This is a genomic window from Pseudomonas sp. NPDC089534 (genome assembly GCF_044749305.1).
Classification (GTDB): Bacteria; Pseudomonadota; Gammaproteobacteria; order Pseudomonadales; family Pseudomonadaceae; genus Aquipseudomonas; species Aquipseudomonas ekonensis.
This window is the reverse complement of sequence record NZ_JBIVHR010000035.1, coordinates 1-16,234: the sequence shown is the minus strand read 5'-3', so window position 1 is coordinate 16,234 and position 16,234 is coordinate 1. Positions and strand designations below refer to the sequence as shown.

General features: G+C 65.6%; 16 protein-coding genes. 11 read left to right on the top strand and 5 right to left on the bottom strand.

Annotated elements, in window-relative coordinates; translation table 11 throughout:
* Window positions 1–288 (top strand): phage infection protein (locus ACIP0B_RS13260; RefSeq protein ID WP_400832463.1); only part of this gene is annotated, 288 nt, incomplete at its 5' end.
* A 74-nt stretch (window positions 289–362) separates the two neighbouring features.
* Here the strand turns inward: ACIP0B_RS13260 and ACIP0B_RS13255 are convergent.
* The gene (locus tag ACIP0B_RS13255; RefSeq protein ID WP_400832462.1) at window positions 363–1,451 is read right to left on the bottom strand and encodes a DUF1615 domain-containing protein; all 1,089 of its coding nucleotides are present in this window, start codon (window positions 1,449–1,451) and stop codon (window positions 363–365) included.
* A gap of 345 nt (window positions 1,452–1,796) precedes the next feature.
* Between ACIP0B_RS13255 and ACIP0B_RS13250 the strand changes: the two genes are divergently transcribed.
* From ACIP0B_RS13250 to ACIP0B_RS13215, 8 genes are read left to right on the top strand one after another with little or no spacing between them, the layout of a single operon-like run.
* Entirely contained in the window at window positions 1,797–2,981 is a 1,185-nt protein-coding gene (locus ACIP0B_RS13250) for a Gfo/Idh/MocA family protein (RefSeq protein ID WP_400832460.1), read from the top strand.
* Between the two features lie 41 nt (window positions 2,982–3,022).
* Window positions 3,023–4,246: a sedoheptulose 7-phosphate cyclase gene (locus ACIP0B_RS13245; protein WP_400832458.1), complete on the top strand. Its 1,224-nt coding sequence runs from the start codon at window positions 3,023–3,025 to the stop codon at window positions 4,244–4,246.
* Between the two features lie 47 nt (window positions 4,247–4,293).
* The gene (locus ACIP0B_RS13240) at window positions 4,294–5,355 is read left to right on the top strand and encodes an ROK family protein (RefSeq protein ID WP_400832457.1); all 1,062 of its coding nucleotides are present in this window, start codon (window positions 4,294–4,296) and stop codon (window positions 5,353–5,355) included.
* Window positions 5,348–6,547 (top strand): alcohol dehydrogenase catalytic domain-containing protein, encoded by a 1,200-nt coding sequence (locus tag ACIP0B_RS13235; protein ID WP_400832455.1) that lies wholly within the window; start codon window positions 5,348–5,350, stop codon window positions 6,545–6,547. Before ACIP0B_RS13240 ends, ACIP0B_RS13235 begins: the two co-directional genes overlap by 8 nt.
* Window positions 6,548–6,582: 35 nt before the next feature.
* Window positions 6,583–7,311: an SDR family NAD(P)-dependent oxidoreductase gene (locus tag ACIP0B_RS13230; protein ID WP_400832454.1), complete on the top strand. Its 729-nt coding sequence runs from the start codon at window positions 6,583–6,585 to the stop codon at window positions 7,309–7,311.
* Window positions 7,308–8,126 carry a sugar phosphate isomerase/epimerase family protein gene (locus tag ACIP0B_RS13225; RefSeq protein WP_400832452.1) on the top strand — a complete coding sequence of 273 codons (819 nt, stop codon included), beginning with the start codon at window positions 7,308–7,310 and terminating at the stop codon, window positions 8,124–8,126. Before ACIP0B_RS13230 ends, ACIP0B_RS13225 begins: the two co-directional genes overlap by 4 nt.
* Window positions 8,127–8,159: 33 nt before the next feature.
* A complete protein-coding gene (locus tag ACIP0B_RS13220) occupies window positions 8,160–8,870 on the top strand; it encodes an HAD family hydrolase (protein WP_400832451.1) in 711 nt (236 codons plus the stop codon).
* Window positions 8,871–8,909: 39 nt separating this feature from the next.
* A complete protein-coding gene (locus ACIP0B_RS13215; RefSeq protein ID WP_400832448.1) occupies window positions 8,910–10,019 on the top strand; it encodes an acyltransferase family protein in 1,110 nt (369 codons plus the stop codon).
* Window positions 10,020–10,021: 2 nt separating this feature from the next.
* Here the strand turns inward: ACIP0B_RS13215 and ACIP0B_RS13210 are convergent, their stop codons facing one another.
* From ACIP0B_RS13210 to ACIP0B_RS13195, 4 genes are all read right to left on the bottom strand, one after another.
* On the bottom strand, window positions 10,022–10,432 hold the full coding sequence (locus ACIP0B_RS13210) for a MerR family transcriptional regulator (protein ID WP_400832447.1): 411 nt from the start codon (window positions 10,430–10,432) through the stop codon (window positions 10,022–10,024).
* A complete protein-coding gene (locus ACIP0B_RS13205; protein ID WP_400832446.1) occupies window positions 10,429–11,052 on the bottom strand; it encodes an NUDIX domain-containing protein in 624 nt (207 codons plus the stop codon). Before ACIP0B_RS13205 ends, ACIP0B_RS13210 begins: the two co-directional genes overlap by 4 nt.
* Before the next feature lie 165 nt (window positions 11,053–11,217).
* Complete coding sequence (locus ACIP0B_RS13200; protein WP_400832444.1) at window positions 11,218–12,426, bottom strand: MFS transporter; 1,209 nt, start codon at window positions 12,424–12,426, stop codon at window positions 11,218–11,220.
* Between the two features lie 8 nt (window positions 12,427–12,434).
* Window positions 12,435–13,340, bottom strand: a complete 906-nt coding sequence (locus ACIP0B_RS13195) for an NAD-dependent epimerase/dehydratase family protein (protein WP_400832545.1) — start codon at window positions 13,338–13,340, stop codon at window positions 12,435–12,437.
* Between the two features lie 221 nt (window positions 13,341–13,561).
* Here ACIP0B_RS13195 and ACIP0B_RS13190 point away from each other — a divergent pair, with 221 nt between their 5' ends.
* Together ACIP0B_RS13190 and ACIP0B_RS13185 are read left to right on the top strand one after the other, a co-directional pair.
* Window positions 13,562–14,437 (top strand): LysR family transcriptional regulator, encoded by an 876-nt coding sequence (locus ACIP0B_RS13190; protein ID WP_400832442.1) that lies wholly within the window; start codon window positions 13,562–13,564, stop codon window positions 14,435–14,437.
* Between the two features lie 86 nt (window positions 14,438–14,523).
* Complete coding sequence (locus tag ACIP0B_RS13185) at window positions 14,524–16,053, top strand: FAD-dependent monooxygenase (RefSeq protein ID WP_400832440.1); 1,530 nt, start codon at window positions 14,524–14,526, stop codon at window positions 16,051–16,053.
* The last annotated feature ends 181 nt before the right edge of the window (window positions 16,054–16,234 follow it).

Below are 16,234 nucleotides of genomic sequence, written 5' to 3'. Positions count from 1 at the left end.
CGCCGCGTCGCCGAAGGCGGTTCCGACCGTCTGCTGGAACGCCGCGTCGCCGAAGGTGGCTCGGACCGTCTGCTGGAACGCCGCGTCGCCGAAGGCGGTTCCGACCGTCTGCTGGAACGCCGCGTCGCCGAAGGCGGTTCCGACCGTCTGCTGGAACGCCGCGTCGCCGAAGGTGGCTCGGACCGTCTGCTGGAACGCCGCGTCGCCGAAGGCGGCTCTGACCGTCTGCTGGAACGCCGCGTCGCCGAAGGCGGTTCGGATCGCCTGATCGAACGCCGCGTGGCCTGATGCTTCGCATCACCGCAACAACCCAGAAAAGACCCGGCTCCCGTCAGCCGGGTTTTTTTATGCCTTTCGCTTCTTCATTGTTTGGCCATGCAGCGCCGGTAACGCTCGTCCACCCGTTTGGCGAACCAGGCGGTGGTCAGTTTGCGGGTGATCTTCGGGCTCTGCAGCACGATCCCCGGCAACACCGCACGGGGCAGCGGCTTGCCTTCGGCCCGCTCCGCCAGCTCGAACACCCGTCGGTACACCCGGGTGTCTTCGAATCCCAGCGTGTCGCCCTTCTCCAATTGCTCGCGGATCACCGGATTGCGCAGATCCAGTGACTTGCCCAACGCCCGCACGGCCAGCTCCGTGCTGCCGGGCATGATCGACCCCGGCCGGATCAGGTCGCCGTCCAGCGCCAGCGGGATGCCCGACGCCCGGCTCACCGCATTCTGGAACGCCGCATTGCGGCTGGCGTACCAACCGGCGTTGAAATCGGCGAAGCGGTACAGCGGTTCGCGGTAGTTCACCGGATACCCCAGCAAGTGGGCGATGCCGAAGTACATCCCGCCCCGCCGGGTAAACACTTCGTGACGGATCGTCCCGCCCACCGGATAGGGATAGTCCTTGGCGTGCCGCTCGGCGAACTCGATGCTGACCTGCATCGGCCCGCCGGTGTGCACGGGGTTGAAGCCGCCGAACAGCGTGCGGCCCATCGGCACCATGCCGATGAAGTCATCGAAGATCCCGCTCAGTTCCTTTTCGCTGCGGGCGGCGCTCAAGCGTTCGCTGTAGGACTTGCCGTTCGGCGAGCGCAATGCCAGCGCACCGCTGACCAGCACGCCCGGAATGTGGGCCTTGGCGGCACGGCGGTCGATTTCGTCACGGGCGATCTTGCCCAGGCCCGGCACCGGCGGATCGACCTGAAATGTCGACTCCTGCTCGGCCACGGCCAGCACCGAACACAGATTGCCGGTGGTGGGGCTGATCTTCTGGGCCGTAAACGCGGCGTAAATATCGGTGGCCCAGCCCTGACGGTCGACCGTACCGGCCGGCAACAGGCGCACGATCTGCGCCCTGACCGCGTCCGGCGAGCGCCGGCCCGACTCCTCGCCGTGCTGGCCGGCGCAACCGGCCAGCACGGCGAGCACGGCCCATCCCGTCAGTGTTCGAACAGTGTGCATGGTGTTCCGTCCCGTCCGGCAAGCCGGGTCTGCCCGGCGGTCAATTGCGCTGCGCCAGCCTCAGCGGCGGCGCCTGCGCATTAGTCTGTGCAGGCCGTTCAACGTTCCAGTCATGTGAAACCCGCAATGCCCATGGGGATGACCCGGGCTTGCCCTCGCCTGCCTGCCGATCGTAGCGCGTTGCCCATGCATGTTTTTTGAAAAAAAGTAAGAAACCCTATTGACCTTCACACCGCTGTCAAGGGTGGTATTGCCCCCGCCTGAAAACAGAGGAACGGGGTTCATGCAGGATCATTGCCCCTTGTTTCAGGCATCCAGACAAGAAGTCCAACAGGGAGCCAGAACATGATGCAAGCAGCAAAGCCGTTTCGCGTGGGGATGATCGGCGCCGGCTACATGGCCAAACTGCACAGCCTGTCCATGAACAATCTGGCCGGGTACACCGAAGATCCGGCCGACCGCTTCGATCTGGTGCGCATTGTCGACACCGATGGCCGTGCGGCCGAGCGGGAAGCCTCGCGCTGGGGATGGCAGGAACACGGCACCGACTGGACCAGCGTGACCCGTGACCCTTCGATCGATGTGGTGGACGTCGCCACCCCCAACGATTCCCATCATGAGATCTGCCTCGATGCATTCGCCCATGGCAAGCATGTCATCTGCGAAAAGCCGCTGTCGGTCAACAGCCGCTTCGCCGCCGAAATGGCCCGTGCGGCCCATGCTTCGGGCCGGGTTCACATGGTCAATTTCACCTACCGCGCCTGGCCGGCCATCGCTCAGGCCCGGGCGCTGATCAAAAGCGGCGCGCTGGGCGACATCCGTCATTTCGAGGGGCATTTCTTCCAGGATCACAACAACGATCCGACCATCCCCCTGCACTGGCGCTTCAAGAAGGGCCCTGCCGGGGCCGGCGCTCTGGGCGACGTGGGCGCGCACATCATCGACCTGGCCCGGTTCCTCGTCGGCGAGGTGGACAGCGTGGTGGCCACCACCCAGCGATTCATCGGAAAACGTCCGCTGCCCAACGACCGAAGCCTCCAGGGCCAGGTCGAGGTGGATGACCTGGCGGCGGCGATGGTGCGCTTCGACAACGGCGCCACCGGCACGCTGAAGGCCAGTTGGGCACTGCCCGGCTTCAAGAATGACGTGTTCTTTGTGGTGGTCGGCGACAAGGGTGCCGTGCGGTTCAGCTGGGAACGCAGCAACGAGCTGCAGTTCTTCGACGGCGCCGATGCGCAGAGTCTTTCCGGCTACCGCACCATCCCGCTGGGCCGTGCCCATCCGGGCGCCGAACTGTTCTGGTTCCCGGCGCTGGGCGGCGACCTCGGCGTCGGCGTCACGGCCCAGGGCATGGGCTACGGCGATGCGTTCACCTTGAGTTTCCGGCATTTCGTCAATGCCCTGAAGACCGGCGAATCGCCGGCACCGAATTTCGTCGACGGCCTGCGCTGCTGCGAAATCATCGATGCGATTCTGGCCTCGGCCGAAGAAGAACGCTGGGTAAAGGTTCACCGCACGATCATCGACTGAGAAGACCCTGCCCTCCCTACGACCTTTTCGAGAACTGAGTTATGGATAACTTGAACGCCCCGACCGCACCTCAACGCCGGCTGCACGTGGCCAGCCCGCTGCCCAAGTGCTCCGACCTGACCTGGCGCATGCACGCCCGGCAGGAGGTCAACTACAGCGTGTCGCTGAACACCGGCCTGCTCAAGCACAGCAACGCCGCCCTGGCGTACGGTTGCGGCGCCAACGGTGTGCAACCGGTGCGCCGGCTGGTGGTGATCGATGCGCGGGTCAACGAGCTCTACGGCGAAGAGTTCCGCGCCTATTTCGATGCCTGGAAAATCCAGGTGGTGTGGAAAGTCATGTCCGGCGATGAAGCCTTCAAGACCATGGATCACGCCATCGAAGTGGCGCAGGCCATGGCGGCGGCCAATCTGCTGCGGCGCAATGAAGTGGTGATCGGCATCGGCGGCGGCGTGCTGCTGGATGTGGTGGGCTTCGCCTCCAGCCTGTATCGCCGCGGCATTCCCTACATCCGCATCCCGACCACCCTGATGGGGCAGATCGACGCCGGCATCGGCATCAAGACCGGGGTCAACCACGACGACTACAAGAACCGTCTGGGCACCTATTACGCCCCCTCCTCAGCGCTCATCGATCCCTATTTCCTGCAGACCATGGATCAGCGCCACATCTCCAACGGTGTGGCGGAGATCATCAAGATGGCGCTGATCAAGGATCGCGACCTGTTCGACCTGCTGGAAGAGATGTCCTCGAGCCTGACGCCCAAGGCCTTCGCCTCCAGCGATCCGCGGATCAAGGAAATCATGTCCCGGGCCATTGCCGGCATGCTTGCCGAACTTGAGCCCAACCTCTGGGAAGCGGAGCTGGCGCGCAGCGTGGACTACGGCCATACCTTCAGCCCTTCGCTGGAGCTGCTGGCCGAACCTGCGCTGCTGCATGGCGAAGCCGTGGCGGTGGACATGGCCCTGTGCGTGGCGCTGGCGGCCGGACGCGGGCTGCTGACGCAGGCGGATGCCGACCGCGCCATCGATCTGATCGAAGTCGCGGGGCTGCCGGTGTCGCACCCGGTGTTCAATCTGCAACTGCTGGAAAAGGCCCTGGCCGACACCGTCAAGCACCGTGACGGCCAGCAGCGCATTCCGCTGTCCGACGGCATCGGCCACACCGCGTTCGTCAACGATGTGACCCGCGTCGAGCTGGAACAGGCCCTGCTCTGGATCGGGCAGCGCGGCGACCGCGCCACCGATCAAAGCTGCGTGGCCTGAGGAGGCGCCCCATGGTAACGGACACTCTGGACAGGACGTCCCGACCCGTGGCGCAAGACGACGACGCGGACAGCGTCGTCGTCTTCGACATCGGCGGCACGCATTTTCGCTCCGGGCATTTCCACCCCGTACACGGTCTGAGCAACGTCGTCAGCGAACCGGCCACCAGTTTTCTGACCCACCCGCGGCTCAGCGCCCGGGCGCTCAAGGACGCCCTGCTCGACTATCTGGTGAACACCGCACGAAAGTCCGGGCTGCGCCGGGCATCGGTTTCGCTGGGGGCGGCAATGAACGCCCGCACCGGACTGGTCTATGGTTCGGGGCCGTTGTGGGGCGCGGATACCACGCCCTTCGATTTGCGCAGCGAGCTGACCGGCCGCGCCGCGGAAATCACTTGGCACAGCGTCAATGACGTCACGGCGGTGCTGGTGCATTACGCCAGCCTCCAGCGCCGCACGGCTCTGCGCAAAATCATGCTGATCACTGTCAGCTCGGGGGTCGCCTGTCGCACGATCGACCTGCGCAGCGGACGGATTGCGGTGGACGACGTCGGCCTGCAAGGTGAAATCGGCCACTTGCCCGTCACGCTCGCGGACAGTTCAGGCGGCGCTCTTTCTTTGACCTGCGACTGCGGCGGCCGCAACCACCTTGTGGCGTTTTCGTCAGGGCGCGGCATGAAGAAACTGCACGACGCCCTGGCGATCAGCCAACCGTCACGCTGGTCGTCTTCGGCCATGGCGCGCCTGATGGAGGTCGGCTGCGGCCACGAGGAAGCCCTGCGGATGGCGCTGGAACGGCACGACGAATACGCCGAGCACCTGCTGCACCTGGCGACCCGGCCGATTGCCGACGTGGTGCGCACGGCCCTGACGCTGGATCCGGAGATCGACCGCGTGGCCTTTGTCGGCGGGGTCAGCGTCAATCTCGAACCGCACTACCTGCGGTTGCTCAACCGGCACTTTCAGGAAGCCGGCCTGTATCTCACCAGTAAGCGCCTGCCGCGCTACCTGAGCGACCGGATCGCGGTCGCCCGCGCGGATCAGGCGGACGGGCTCTCCGGTGCCGGGCTGCATGCCCTGCAAGCACAGGAGCAATACGCCCATGAATGACATCCTGCGCCACGGCGCCAGCCACCTGGCGATTGTCCGCGAGGGGCATCGGGTGTCGCTCGAAACCGTGCCGACCCCGTCGGCCGGCCCCGGTGAACTGCTGGTCGCCCCCCTGGTGGCCGGGCTGTGCGGCACCGATCTGCAGATCCTGCGCCGCGAACGCGACGACCCGGCGCGGGTGATCGGCCATGAAGGGGTGGCGCGTGTCCTCAAGGTCGGTGCCGGGGTCGCCGGGCACCTGCGCGAAGGCATGAATGTCATCCTCAACCCGACCCATCCGGACAACCCGCAGATGCTGCTCGGGCACCGACTGGACGGTCTGTTCCAGCAGGTCGTGAAGATACCGGCGGCCATTGTCGACAGCGGCCTGGTGGTGCCGCTGCCGGTGGATCTGCCGGCCGCCCTGGCGCCGCTGATCGAACCGGTCGCCTGCGTGATCCACGCCCTGGAGCTGATGCTCAAACGCAAACCGGCCGGACCGCTGATCATCTATGGCGACGGCATCGTCGGGCATCTGGCGGCGCTGCTCGCCAAACGCTACCTGGGTGTCTGGACGCGGGTGGTGATGGTTCATCACAGCAGCGCCGGACTGCACTGGAGCGAACGGCAGCGCCTGCATTTCGACCGTCACGTCCTGTTCGACAGCCTCGGTGCCGGCCTGACGCTGGCGATGCAGGACCGCCCCGTCGCCGCCCTGATCGCCACACCGCGCAGCGCCAGTCTGGCCTGCCTGGAACATGCCGTCGCCCAGGTCTGCGCCCACGGCGTGATCGACCTGATCGGCGGCATGCCCGGCGACTCGCGTCTGTCGTCGCTGCCGCAACTGGAAGACATCGCCCAGGTGCGCACCCTCAACTGCGGTGGTTTGCCGGCCAGCGGCGCGTTCGCCGATGTGGTCACCCGCTCCGGCAAACCCCTGGTGCTGTACGGGCATCGCGGCGTGGCGAGCGAAAAGCTGCTGGACGCCACCCGCCTGCTCGCGCAGAACCCCAGCACCTTCGCACCGCTGGTCACGCACCTGCTGCCCTTGCCCCAGGCCGCCGAACTCATGCAGCGCATGGCCTGGTACGGCGAACGGGAAATCGACGGCGAACGCTTCCTGAAAGTCGGCATTGAAATCTCACCTTGCACCGGCCTGCTCAAGGCCGACCCCTCACTTCACACTCCGGAAAACCTGCCATGCACGGCCTGACGTCAGTTGCACCCCGCTCCAACACGGTTTTTGTCATGGGCGGCTCCACCGGCATCGGCCGCGGCATCGCCCAGGCGCTGCTCGCCGACGGCCTGCAAGTGGTGGTGTTCAGCCGCTCCAACCCCGACAGCCAGCCTGGCCTGGAAGGCGTGATCTGGCGGCCTGTCGACTTCACCGACCCCGACGAAAGCCGCCGGCGCCTGGAGGCCGCCATGCAGGAGTTCGGCCCCAGCCTCGACGCGGTGTTCTACAGTGCCGTCTATTACGGCCCGAAACGCGCACCGCTGCTGGAAGTCAGCGAACAGGAATGGCGCGATCAGCTGAACGTCAACCTTCACGGCCTGTGGCTGACGCTGGGCGCCACCCTGCCGGCGTTGCGCCTGCGCACGCCTTCGCTGTTCGTCGGCGTCTCTTCCGAGGTGGTCTACAACGCCGGCCCCCTACGCTCCGGCTATGCCGCGACCAAGGCCGCCGCCGCCAGCCTGTTGAACTCCCTGGCCCAGGAGGAAGGCGAGAATGGCGTGCGCGTGGTTCAGGTGCTGCCGGAGAAAATGGTCGACACCGCTGGGATCCGCCAACGTCGCCCGGCGTCGTTCGACTACACCGGATACATGACGCCGCGGAGCTTCGAACGCATCGCCCTGAACCTTTACCGCAGCCGCGGCGAAGGCTTTCATGGCGATAGCCTGGTGGTGGGCAACGACGGTGAGGCCTGGCGCGTCGATGAAGCTGCGCCGGTGTCCCAGAGCCGGCAAAGCGCATGAGATTCGCCGATCAGATGGCCGCCGGCGCACCGCGAATCGCGCTGGCCGACTGGCGGTTGCCGTTCTGCGCAGCCGAGGCGATGGCCTTCACCGCATGGTGCGGGCTGCACGAGATCCAGATCGATTTCGGCGGACCGGGCCGTGCGCCGCCACTGGACACCCCGCAGGCGCTGAACGCGGTGCGCGAGGCCGGTCGCAGACACGCCGTGAGCGTGCGCGCACTGGCCTGCAACCGCATGAACGACCTGGGCCTGCACAGCCCGGCCGGAACGGCCGCCGGCAGGGCAGTCCGCGACCAGGTGCAGAGCGCCCTCGATGCGGCGGTGTACCTGGGTGCCGAAATGGTGTTTTTCCCCAGCTTTCGCAACAGCCTGATCCGCGACCGGCAAACGCTGGAAGACACCGCTCGCCTGCTGCGGTGGGCCTGCGAGCAGGGGGCGCAGCGGGGCCTGCTGGTGGCCAATGAAAACGACCTGGACGCCCCCGCCGCCCAGACGCTGGTGACGCTGGTCGACCACCCCGGCCTGCGCCTGATCCTCGACACCTGGAATCCGCTCAAGGCCGGGGTGCAGCCGCTGACGCTGATCGAACAGCTGCATCCGGTGCTGTCGGACCAGGTGCACATCAAGGACGGACGCCGGGACCTGGAGGCCAGCGTGCCGCTGGGCCTGGGCGACGGTTCGGTGGCCGAGACCGTCCAGGCACTGCAACGCCACTGCACCGTCGAGACCTACGTGCTGGAAAACGATTACCGCTGCGGCGACCCCGCGCACCTGCAACACGATCTCGCCTGGCTGCTCAATGCCCTGCGCTGATTTCCCCAACCCTTTGAAACGAGCCTCATCACTATGCAACTGCAAACCGGTTCCCTGATTTCCACCCAGGCCCTGCTGTTCGACATGGACGGCACCCTGGTCGATTCCACCGCCGTGGTCGAACGCACCTGGGGCCGCTTCGCCCAGCGCCACGGGCTTGACCTTGCCCAAGTGCTGCACGCGGCCCATGGCCGGCGCACCGCGGAAACCGTGGCCATGTTCGCCCCGCCCGGCGTCGACACCGACGCCGAAACCGCACGCATCGTCGCCGAGGAAGTCGCCGACACCGACGGCATCGTCGAAGTGCCGGGCGCGCGGCGTTTCCTGCAACGGCTGCCGGCCAACCGCTGGGCCGTGGTGACCTCGGCCAGCCGCGAACTGGCGATACGCCGGATGCAGGCGGCGGGGGTGCCGATTCCGCCAATCCTCATCACTGCCGAAGATGTCGCTTCGGGTAAGCCGGCGCCTGAAGGATACTTGGCGGCTGCGCGGGCTCTGGGGGTCGATCCGGCGCACTGCCTGAGTTTCGAGGACGCCCCGGCGGGCCTGCAATCGGCCCATGCGGCCGGCACTCGGGTCATCGCACTGGCAACCACCCTCAAGGCCGAGGACTTGCGCGGGGAAGACTGGATCGCCGATTTCCATGCGCTGCAAGCGCTGGATCCGGCTGACGACCAGCGTCAGGTGCTGCACTTCTCGGTGCAGGTCGACACCCGGCAAGCACCCCGGACCACGCCCGCCTGACAATCGACTCGGTCGCATTAAAGGATGATGGACAGGTGAATGGACATGCATAAACAGGAAGTACGTGCGTTAACCGGCTTGCGCGGGATCGCGGCGATGATGGTCATGCTCTATCACTTCAACGCCGGATCGCTGCTGGAGGGCCGGCTGGGCAACTTCATGGGCAACGGATACCTGATGGTGGATCTGTTTCTGGTGTTGTCGGGGTTTGTCCTGACGCTCAGCTACGGGCATCTGTTCGAGCACTCGCTCAAACCCACGGACATCCTGCGTTTCCTGTACCGCCGCCTGTCCCGCATCTATCCGCTGTATGCGGTGATGACCCTCACCGCATCGCTGCTGGTGGCCAACTCGCTGATGGATCGCTGGCCCGGACCGCCGGTGGCGGTCAGCGCGCTGGTCAACCTGACGATGTTCCAGACCCTGTTCAATGTGCCCACCCTCGACACCCCCGGATGGTCGGTGAGCGCCGAATGGATCGCCAGCCTGTGCTTCCCGTTCATTGTCCTGGCGCTGTTGCGGCGCAGCGGTGCCGCCAATCTGCTGGCGATGTCCGGTGCGCTGGCGATGCTGCCGTTGATCGCGATTTCGCCGGCGCTGTTCGATGAACCCAAACGCTCGGGGTTCCTCGATATCTGGCATTACGGCACGCCCTATCCGGTGATCCGTTGCCTGGCGGATTTCGTCATGGGGGTGATCGCCTACCGCGCGCTGGAGTTCGCCTGGCTGCGCCGCTGGCTGGGCCATCCGGGTGTGGCGGGCGCGATCTGCGTGACGACGGTGTGGCTGATGACGGAGAAAGGCCTGGACGTGCTGGCGGTCGCCTGCTTTCCGTTGCTGATCCTGGCCCTGCAGTCAGGCCGGCACCCGGCGGCACGCCTGATCGGCGCGGCGCCGTTCCATTGGCTGGGGGTGATTTCATACAGCATCTATCTGGTGCACAACCAGCTCAACTACTTCATGCATGACCTGGCCGACAGCCTGCTGCGACACGGCTTCACCGCCGTGCAGGCGAAAGCCTCGTCGATAGCGGCGTTCGCCGGCCTGGCCGTTCTCATCGCCCGCCTCTCGTACCTGCTGATCGAGCGCCCCGCCCTGCTGGCGCTGCGCAACACCCGCCTGTCGCGGCCGGTGCCGGCCAGCAGCTGAGTTCAGGCATACGCCAGACTGCCGGACTCCCACATCGAGTTCGGCAGCACATCGGGAATGTCCATCTGGCCGGTCTCGTCCAGGTATTGCTCAAGAATCGACAACGCCCTGGATTGATCTTCGATGGTGCGTTGCAGCTTGAGCCGCTGATCCTTGAGCGTCGCCACGATCAGCGGGCAAGTATCGAACCGCACCGGCTGACTGATGATGCACGGCATCAGCACGCGGATGACATTGAGCGTCAACCCGGCTTCCTGAAGCGCCTTGATGTTCTTGAGAACCGAAATGTCGTTCTGGCAGTAATCCCGATACCCCGACGCCAGCCGCATCGGCCGGATCAGCCCCTGCTCCTCGTAGTAGCGCAGCATGCGCGGACTCACTCCGGACTTCTTCGACAGTTCGTTGATTTTCATAGCGGCATCCTTGCTGGAGGTTGACTGAAGGCCGACAGGCCCGCAGCGAAGTCGTCGACAGGTGTGGCGCACTGGCAGATGTGCAGCAGGATCGGCACGAGCGACAGCCCGTCCGTCATGCGGCCGGCGGCGATCAGGCGGAAAATCTCGGAGATCGAGAACCAGCGCACCTGCTGGACCTCGTGGGTGTCGAAATGCTCGCTCAGGCGCTGCACACCGGTTGCCTGAAAGATCTCGAAGCGTTGATCGCTGCAACCGTAGGTGGGATGGAAGGCTATCAGCGGTTGCCAGTCGCGGGCGCCGTAGCCGGTTTCCTCGAGCAGCTCCCGCTGCGCGGCCTGCAACGGGGTTTCCCGCGCATCGACACCCCCCGAAGGCAAGCCCCAGACACTTTGGCCGATCAGGAACCGTTGCTGGCGGATGAGCAGGATCCGCCCTTCGTGGCGGGCCAGGATGCCCACCGCCGGGCGCTCGTGGTGAATGCCGAAATAGTCGATGGCGCGGCCATCGGGCAGTTGGACGGTATGGTCGATGACCGAAAACCAGGGGTTTTCGTGCACAACCTTCGTCCCTGAAACCCGCCAGCGCTGCGACGGGTCGTCGTACGTTTCATCATCCATTGATGGGCTTCCTTGCGATTGCTTGCGTGATTGGGTGCCTCCTGGCACTGCGCAGCGCCGCTACCTTACTGCCATGCAGCGGCGCAGGCAATATGCCATCAACGTCCGGTCTTGAGCCTTCGCGCCGATGCGGGGAACCGCTGGCGATTCCCCGCATGACGTGACTCAGGCAGCCGACGGCGAATAACTCAGCAAGCGACGGTCACGGCTCATGAAGATGCCGAGCACCATCAGCAAGGTCAGCAGCGAGAGGGTCGCCGCCACCAGCGTGATGGAGTTCAGCGGCATGCCCGCATCGATCACCCGGCCACCGACCCAGGCACCGATGGCGTTGCCCAGGTTGAAGGCACCCACGTTCAGGGTCGAGGCGTAGTTGGCCGACTCCCCCGCCACCCGGATGATCATCGCCTGCAGCAGCATGCCGACGCAGAACGACAGGCAACCCCACACCGCCATGTTGATCACGGCCGGGTAGACGAAGTGGCTGGTCCAGTAGAAGCTGACCAGCACGACGATCAGCGCCAGCAGGGCCAGCACCAGGGCGCGGGTCAGGCTCCAGTCCGCCAGACGCCCGCCCAGCAGGCCGCCGATGGTGATGCCGATGCCGCAGACCAGCAGCGCCACACTGGCGAACTTCGGTTCCACGTGGGTGACGTCCTGCAGGACCGGCACGATGTAGGTGAAGAACGCAAACATGCTCGCCGACGCCACGACGCTGGTCATCAGGCCGAGCCAGATGATCGGACGCTTCATGCCTTGCAGGTTGTTCCGCACCTGCTGCTTGCCGGCTCCGGCACGGGCCGGCACCAGATACCAGACCATCAGCAGCGAAATCACCCCCAGCGCCACCACCCCCATGAACGTGGTGCGCCAGCCGTAGACCTGACCGACCAGCGAACCCACGGGCACACCCAGCACGTTGGCCAGGGTCATGCCGGTGAACATCAGCGTCATCGCCCGGCCTTCCTTGCCGGGCGGCGCGATGCGCGATGCCAGCACCGCCGCCATGCCGATGAACGACGCGTGGCTGAACGCCGTGAACACCCGCGCCACGATCAGCGAGGTGAATTCCGGCGCGAGCATGCAGGCAACGTTGCCCACCGTGAAGATCGCCATCAGGATCAGCAGCGCACGCTTCTCATCCATTTTTCCGACCACCATCGCCAGCAGCGGCCCGCCGACCACCACACCCATGGCGTATCCCGACACCAGGTACCCGGCCGACGGGATCGAAACCCCCAGATCCGCCGACACCTGCGGCAGCAGGCCCATGATGATGAACTCGGCGGTGCCGATGGCGAACGCGGCGATCGCCAGGGCAAACAACGGCCAGCTCATCACCCGTTCATCTTTGCTGCGGATGTTGTTGTTCATCGCGATGCTCATTTGGAAAACCTCAGGTTCTGACTGTCACGGATCCAGGACAGGACGTCCGCATGCTTGGGCTCCCAACCGAAGTCCCGGGCCTTCTGACCGCTGACGCGAATGTTCGAGCCCAGGCCGTACTCGGCCTCCTCAGGGTCGTGGGCGCAGCATTCACGCAGGATGTACTCCATCGACACCGATTGGGTGCGGCCGCCGAAGCCGAGCCTCTCGCTGATGACCTGAGCCAGATCCTTCATCGACACTTCGCCGTTTTCGGCGAACAGATAGGCACCGCTCTCGGCCTTGTCGAGCATCAGCAGCGACAGGTCCACCAGGTCGTCGATGTGCACGAACGCCGTGCGGTTCTCGCCGCTGCCGACGTACACACCCACACCGTGCTCGAAAGCCAGACGGGTCAGCAGCGGAATCTGGATCGAGTCCTTGTGCAGCCCGCGCCCTTCGCCGAACACCATGGTCGGGCACACCACCAGGGTCCGTAGGCCTTGCTGGCCGGCCATGCGGATCGCGTTGTCGATCGCCACCCGACCGACCTTTTCCAGGCGCGGACGCGGCTGGGTGTGCTCGGTCCATTGCTGGTCGGAGCCTGCACCTTCGGCGCGGTCGCCGATGACGCTGGTGCCGCTGTAATGGATCAGCGTCTTGTTGGTGCCGCGCAGGCTCTGCAGCAGCGTGGACACCACATAGGCGTTATCGGAGTTGGCCGCGTTGACGATCAGATCCGCCGCCAAGGCCTGCTTCTTGACGACCTCGGTGTCGTACAGCGTTCCGAGCACCGGGACGATCCCCAGCCTGCCGACTTCATGGGCCTGATGCGCCGAACGCACCAGACCGAACACCTCATATCCACGGTCGATGAGCGCCATCGCCATCGACCCTCCGATGTACCCGGTAACGCCCGTCACGAATGCTTTCAAAATGCCGACTCCTGTCGTTCTCGAACCTGAAATGTGCGCTTGCCCGTCCGTGGGCGCTGTCGCTTCCTGGGTGCCTCCCACCGCAAAGGGCTCCGTTGAGCGGAGCCAACATTGCAGGCGCTGTGAAGGTTAGAGCGATAGGCATTGCGGAAAAAGTAGGTTACCGTTCCAGTCTGTCCGGCCATGAAGGTCCGCAATCAGGAAGTGTGATGCTCGAATCCGTCGCTGCTTTTTCCGTCTTTGTCCAGGTCGCCGAGCTGCGCAGCTTTGTCGCGGCGGGACGGGCGCTGGGGGTGTCGGCGTCGGCCATCGGCAAGCGTATTTCACGCCTGGAGGAAAACCTGGGGGTGCAGCTGTTCCAGCGCAGCACCCGCAGCATCGCCCTGACCGCCGAAGGCGAAAAACTGCTGGAGCGCAGCCGGCGGATCCTCGACGAAATCGAAGAGATCCAGACCGAACTGAGCAGCGCCGCCGACCTGCCCAGGGGCCGCCTGAAAATCAGTCTGGCGCCGATCAGCGACGTGTTTCTCGATCACCTGGCGGACTTCAACGAGCGCTTTCCGCAAATCGAACTGGAACTGGACTACGCCGAGCGCAACGTTGACATCATCCAGGAAGGTTTCGATGCGGCCATCCGCGTCGGCGATGTGGCGGACAGCAATTTGCGCGCCCACCCGATGGGGCACTTCCGCCGGCTGATCGTGGCCTCACCCAGCTATCTCGAACGCCACGGCCTGCCGAAGCGACCCGAACAGCTGCTGGAACACAAACTGCTGCACTACCGTTCGCCCAACTCCGGAAAAGTCGAGCCCTGGCCGCTCAACGGATGCGGTGAGCTGTCCCTGCCCACGGCCATCGTCTGCAACGACATCAACACCCGCATCGACTTCGCCCTCAAGGGCCTGGGCATCGCCTGCCTGCCGGACATCTCGATCCGCAAGCCGCTGGCCGACGGCCGGCTGACACCGATGCTGCTGGAGCACTCGGCCAACGCCACACCGATCCACGCACTCTGGCCCCATGCCCATCAATACACTTCGCGGCAGAAAGCCTTCATCGACTTCATCAAGTCCGTCGACTTCTGACCGGCACACGACTGGCGCCGGCCGCCCCGATGGACTTCACTTAAAGCTCACCCTTCGGAGCAGTCCTGCGCGGGGGCGCCGCCATCATGAACCGCAGCGACGTACTGATCATCGGCGCCGGCCCCACAGGCCTGGTGCTGGCCCTGTGGCTGAGCAAGCTGTCGATCCGCGTGCGCATCATCGACAAGACCTCCGTCCCCGGCACCACCTCACGGGCGCTGGCGGTGCAGGCGCGCACCCTGGAGCTGTACCGGCAACTGGACCTGGCCGACACCGTGGTGCGCAGCGGCCACCGGGTGCAGGCGGCCAACTTCTGGGTCAAGGGCAAACCCGTGGCGCAGTTGCCGCTGCACCGCATCGGCGAAGGCCTGACGCCTTATGCGTTCCTGGAGATCTACCCGCAGGACGAACACGAGCGGCTGCTGATCGAGCGCCTGGAAGACTATGGCGTGACCGTCGAGCGCAACACCACCCTGGAAAGCTTCGAGGAGACCGGCGACGGCGTCAGCGCCCACCTGCGCCTGCCCGACGGCGAACAGGAAACCTGCCAGGCCTGCTACCTGGCCGGATGCGACGGCGCCCGTTCGGTGGTGCGCAAGGCCCTGGACAGCGGCTTTCCCGGCGGCACCTATCAGCAGATCTTTTACGTCGCCGATGTCCAGGCCAGCGGCCCTGCGCTCAACGGCGAGCTGCACCTGGACCTGGACGAAGCGGACTTTCTCGCCGTGTTCCCGCTGGCCGGCGAAGGCCGTGCGCGGCTGATCGGCACCGTGCGCGACGAGCGGGCCGAGCGCGCCGAAACCCTGCAGTTTTCCGATGTCAGCAGCCGCGCCATCGAACACCTTAAAGTGCACATCGACGACGTCCACTGGTTCTCCACCTACCGCGTCCACCACCGGGTGGCCGAGTTTTTCCGCAGCGGCCGGGCGTTCCTGCTCGGCGACGCGGCGCACGTGCACAGCCCCGCCGGCGGCCAGGGCATGAACACCGGCATCGGCGATGCGATCAACCTGGCCTGGAAACTCGCGGCAGTGCTCAGCGGCGGCGCCACGCCCAAGCTGCTCGACAGCTACGAGACCGAGCGCATCGCCTTCGCCCGGCGCCTGGTGTCGACCACCGACAAGGTGTTCAGCTTCGTCACCGCCGAAGGGCGCATGGCCGACTTGCTGCGCACGCGGCTGGCGCCGTTCCTGATCCCGAAAATGGCGTCGTTCGAGACCAGCCGCGAGTTCCTGTTCCGCACCGTGTCGCAGATCACCCTCAACTACCGCGGCATGCCGCTGAGCGAAGGCGTGGCCGGCCATGTGCACGGCGGCGACCGCCTGCCGTGGGCCCACGACGGCGAAGGCGACAACTACGAACCGCTGCGCCATCCCGGCTGGCAGGTGCATGTGTACGGCGACACCAGCGACGAGATGATCGCCTGGTGCCATGCCCACAACCTGCCGCTGCACGTGTTCGACTGGCGCCCGGCCTTCGAGGCGGCGGGCCTGGGGCGCAACGGCTTCTACCTGCTGCGCCCGGACACCTACGTGGCGGTCGCCGACAACAGCGCCGACCCGAAGGTGATCGAGCGCTACCTGCGCGATCACGGGATCCGGCCGTTCTTCAACTGACCCAACCCGGCGGCGCCTGGGCTGACGCCATCGCCAGCAGGCTGGCTCCCACAGGGGATCCCGGGTGTTGGCAGAGTCTGTGCCCACCACAAAAACTTGTGGGAGCTTGCCTGCAAGCGATGAGGCCGGCACTGCCGGCATCTCTGTTGCCTGACCTACCGCCATCGCTGGCAAGCCAGCT

Excerpts from the sequence above, each read along its gene's own strand:
- ACIP0B_RS13255 (WP_400832462.1), bottom strand. The coding sequence starts at position 1,451 with ATGCACACTGTTCGAACACTGACGGGATGGGCCGTGCTCGCCGTGCTG.
- ACIP0B_RS13185 (WP_400832440.1), top strand. The coding sequence starts at position 14,524 with ATGAACCGCAGCGACGTACTGATCATCGGCGCCGGCCCCACAGGCCTG.
- ACIP0B_RS13235 (WP_400832455.1), top strand. The coding sequence starts at position 5,348 with ATGAATGACATCCTGCGCCACGGCGCCAGCCACCTGGCGATTGTCCGC.
- ACIP0B_RS13210 (WP_400832447.1), bottom strand. The coding sequence starts at position 10,432 with ATGAAAATCAACGAACTGTCGAAGAAGTCCGGAGTGAGTCCGCGCATG.
- ACIP0B_RS13250 (WP_400832460.1), top strand. The coding sequence starts at position 1,797 with ATGATGCAAGCAGCAAAGCCGTTTCGCGTGGGGATGATCGGCGCCGGC.
- ACIP0B_RS13230 (WP_400832454.1), top strand. The coding sequence starts at position 6,583 with ATGGGCGGCTCCACCGGCATCGGCCGCGGCATCGCCCAGGCGCTGCTC.
- ACIP0B_RS13205 (WP_400832446.1), bottom strand. The coding sequence starts at position 11,052 with ATGGATGATGAAACGTACGACGACCCGTCGCAGCGCTGGCGGGTTTCA.
- ACIP0B_RS13190 (WP_400832442.1), top strand. The coding sequence starts at position 13,562 with ATGCTCGAATCCGTCGCTGCTTTTTCCGTCTTTGTCCAGGTCGCCGAG.
- ACIP0B_RS13220 (WP_400832451.1), top strand. The coding sequence starts at position 8,160 with ATGCAACTGCAAACCGGTTCCCTGATTTCCACCCAGGCCCTGCTGTTC.
- ACIP0B_RS13200 (WP_400832444.1), bottom strand. The coding sequence starts at position 12,426 with ATGAACAACAACATCCGCAGCAAAGATGAACGGGTGATGAGCTGGCCG.
- ACIP0B_RS13245 (WP_400832458.1), top strand. The coding sequence starts at position 3,023 with ATGGATAACTTGAACGCCCCGACCGCACCTCAACGCCGGCTGCACGTG.
- ACIP0B_RS13215 (WP_400832448.1), top strand. The coding sequence starts at position 8,910 with ATGGACATGCATAAACAGGAAGTACGTGCGTTAACCGGCTTGCGCGGG.
- ACIP0B_RS13225 (WP_400832452.1), top strand. The coding sequence starts at position 7,308 with ATGAGATTCGCCGATCAGATGGCCGCCGGCGCACCGCGAATCGCGCTG.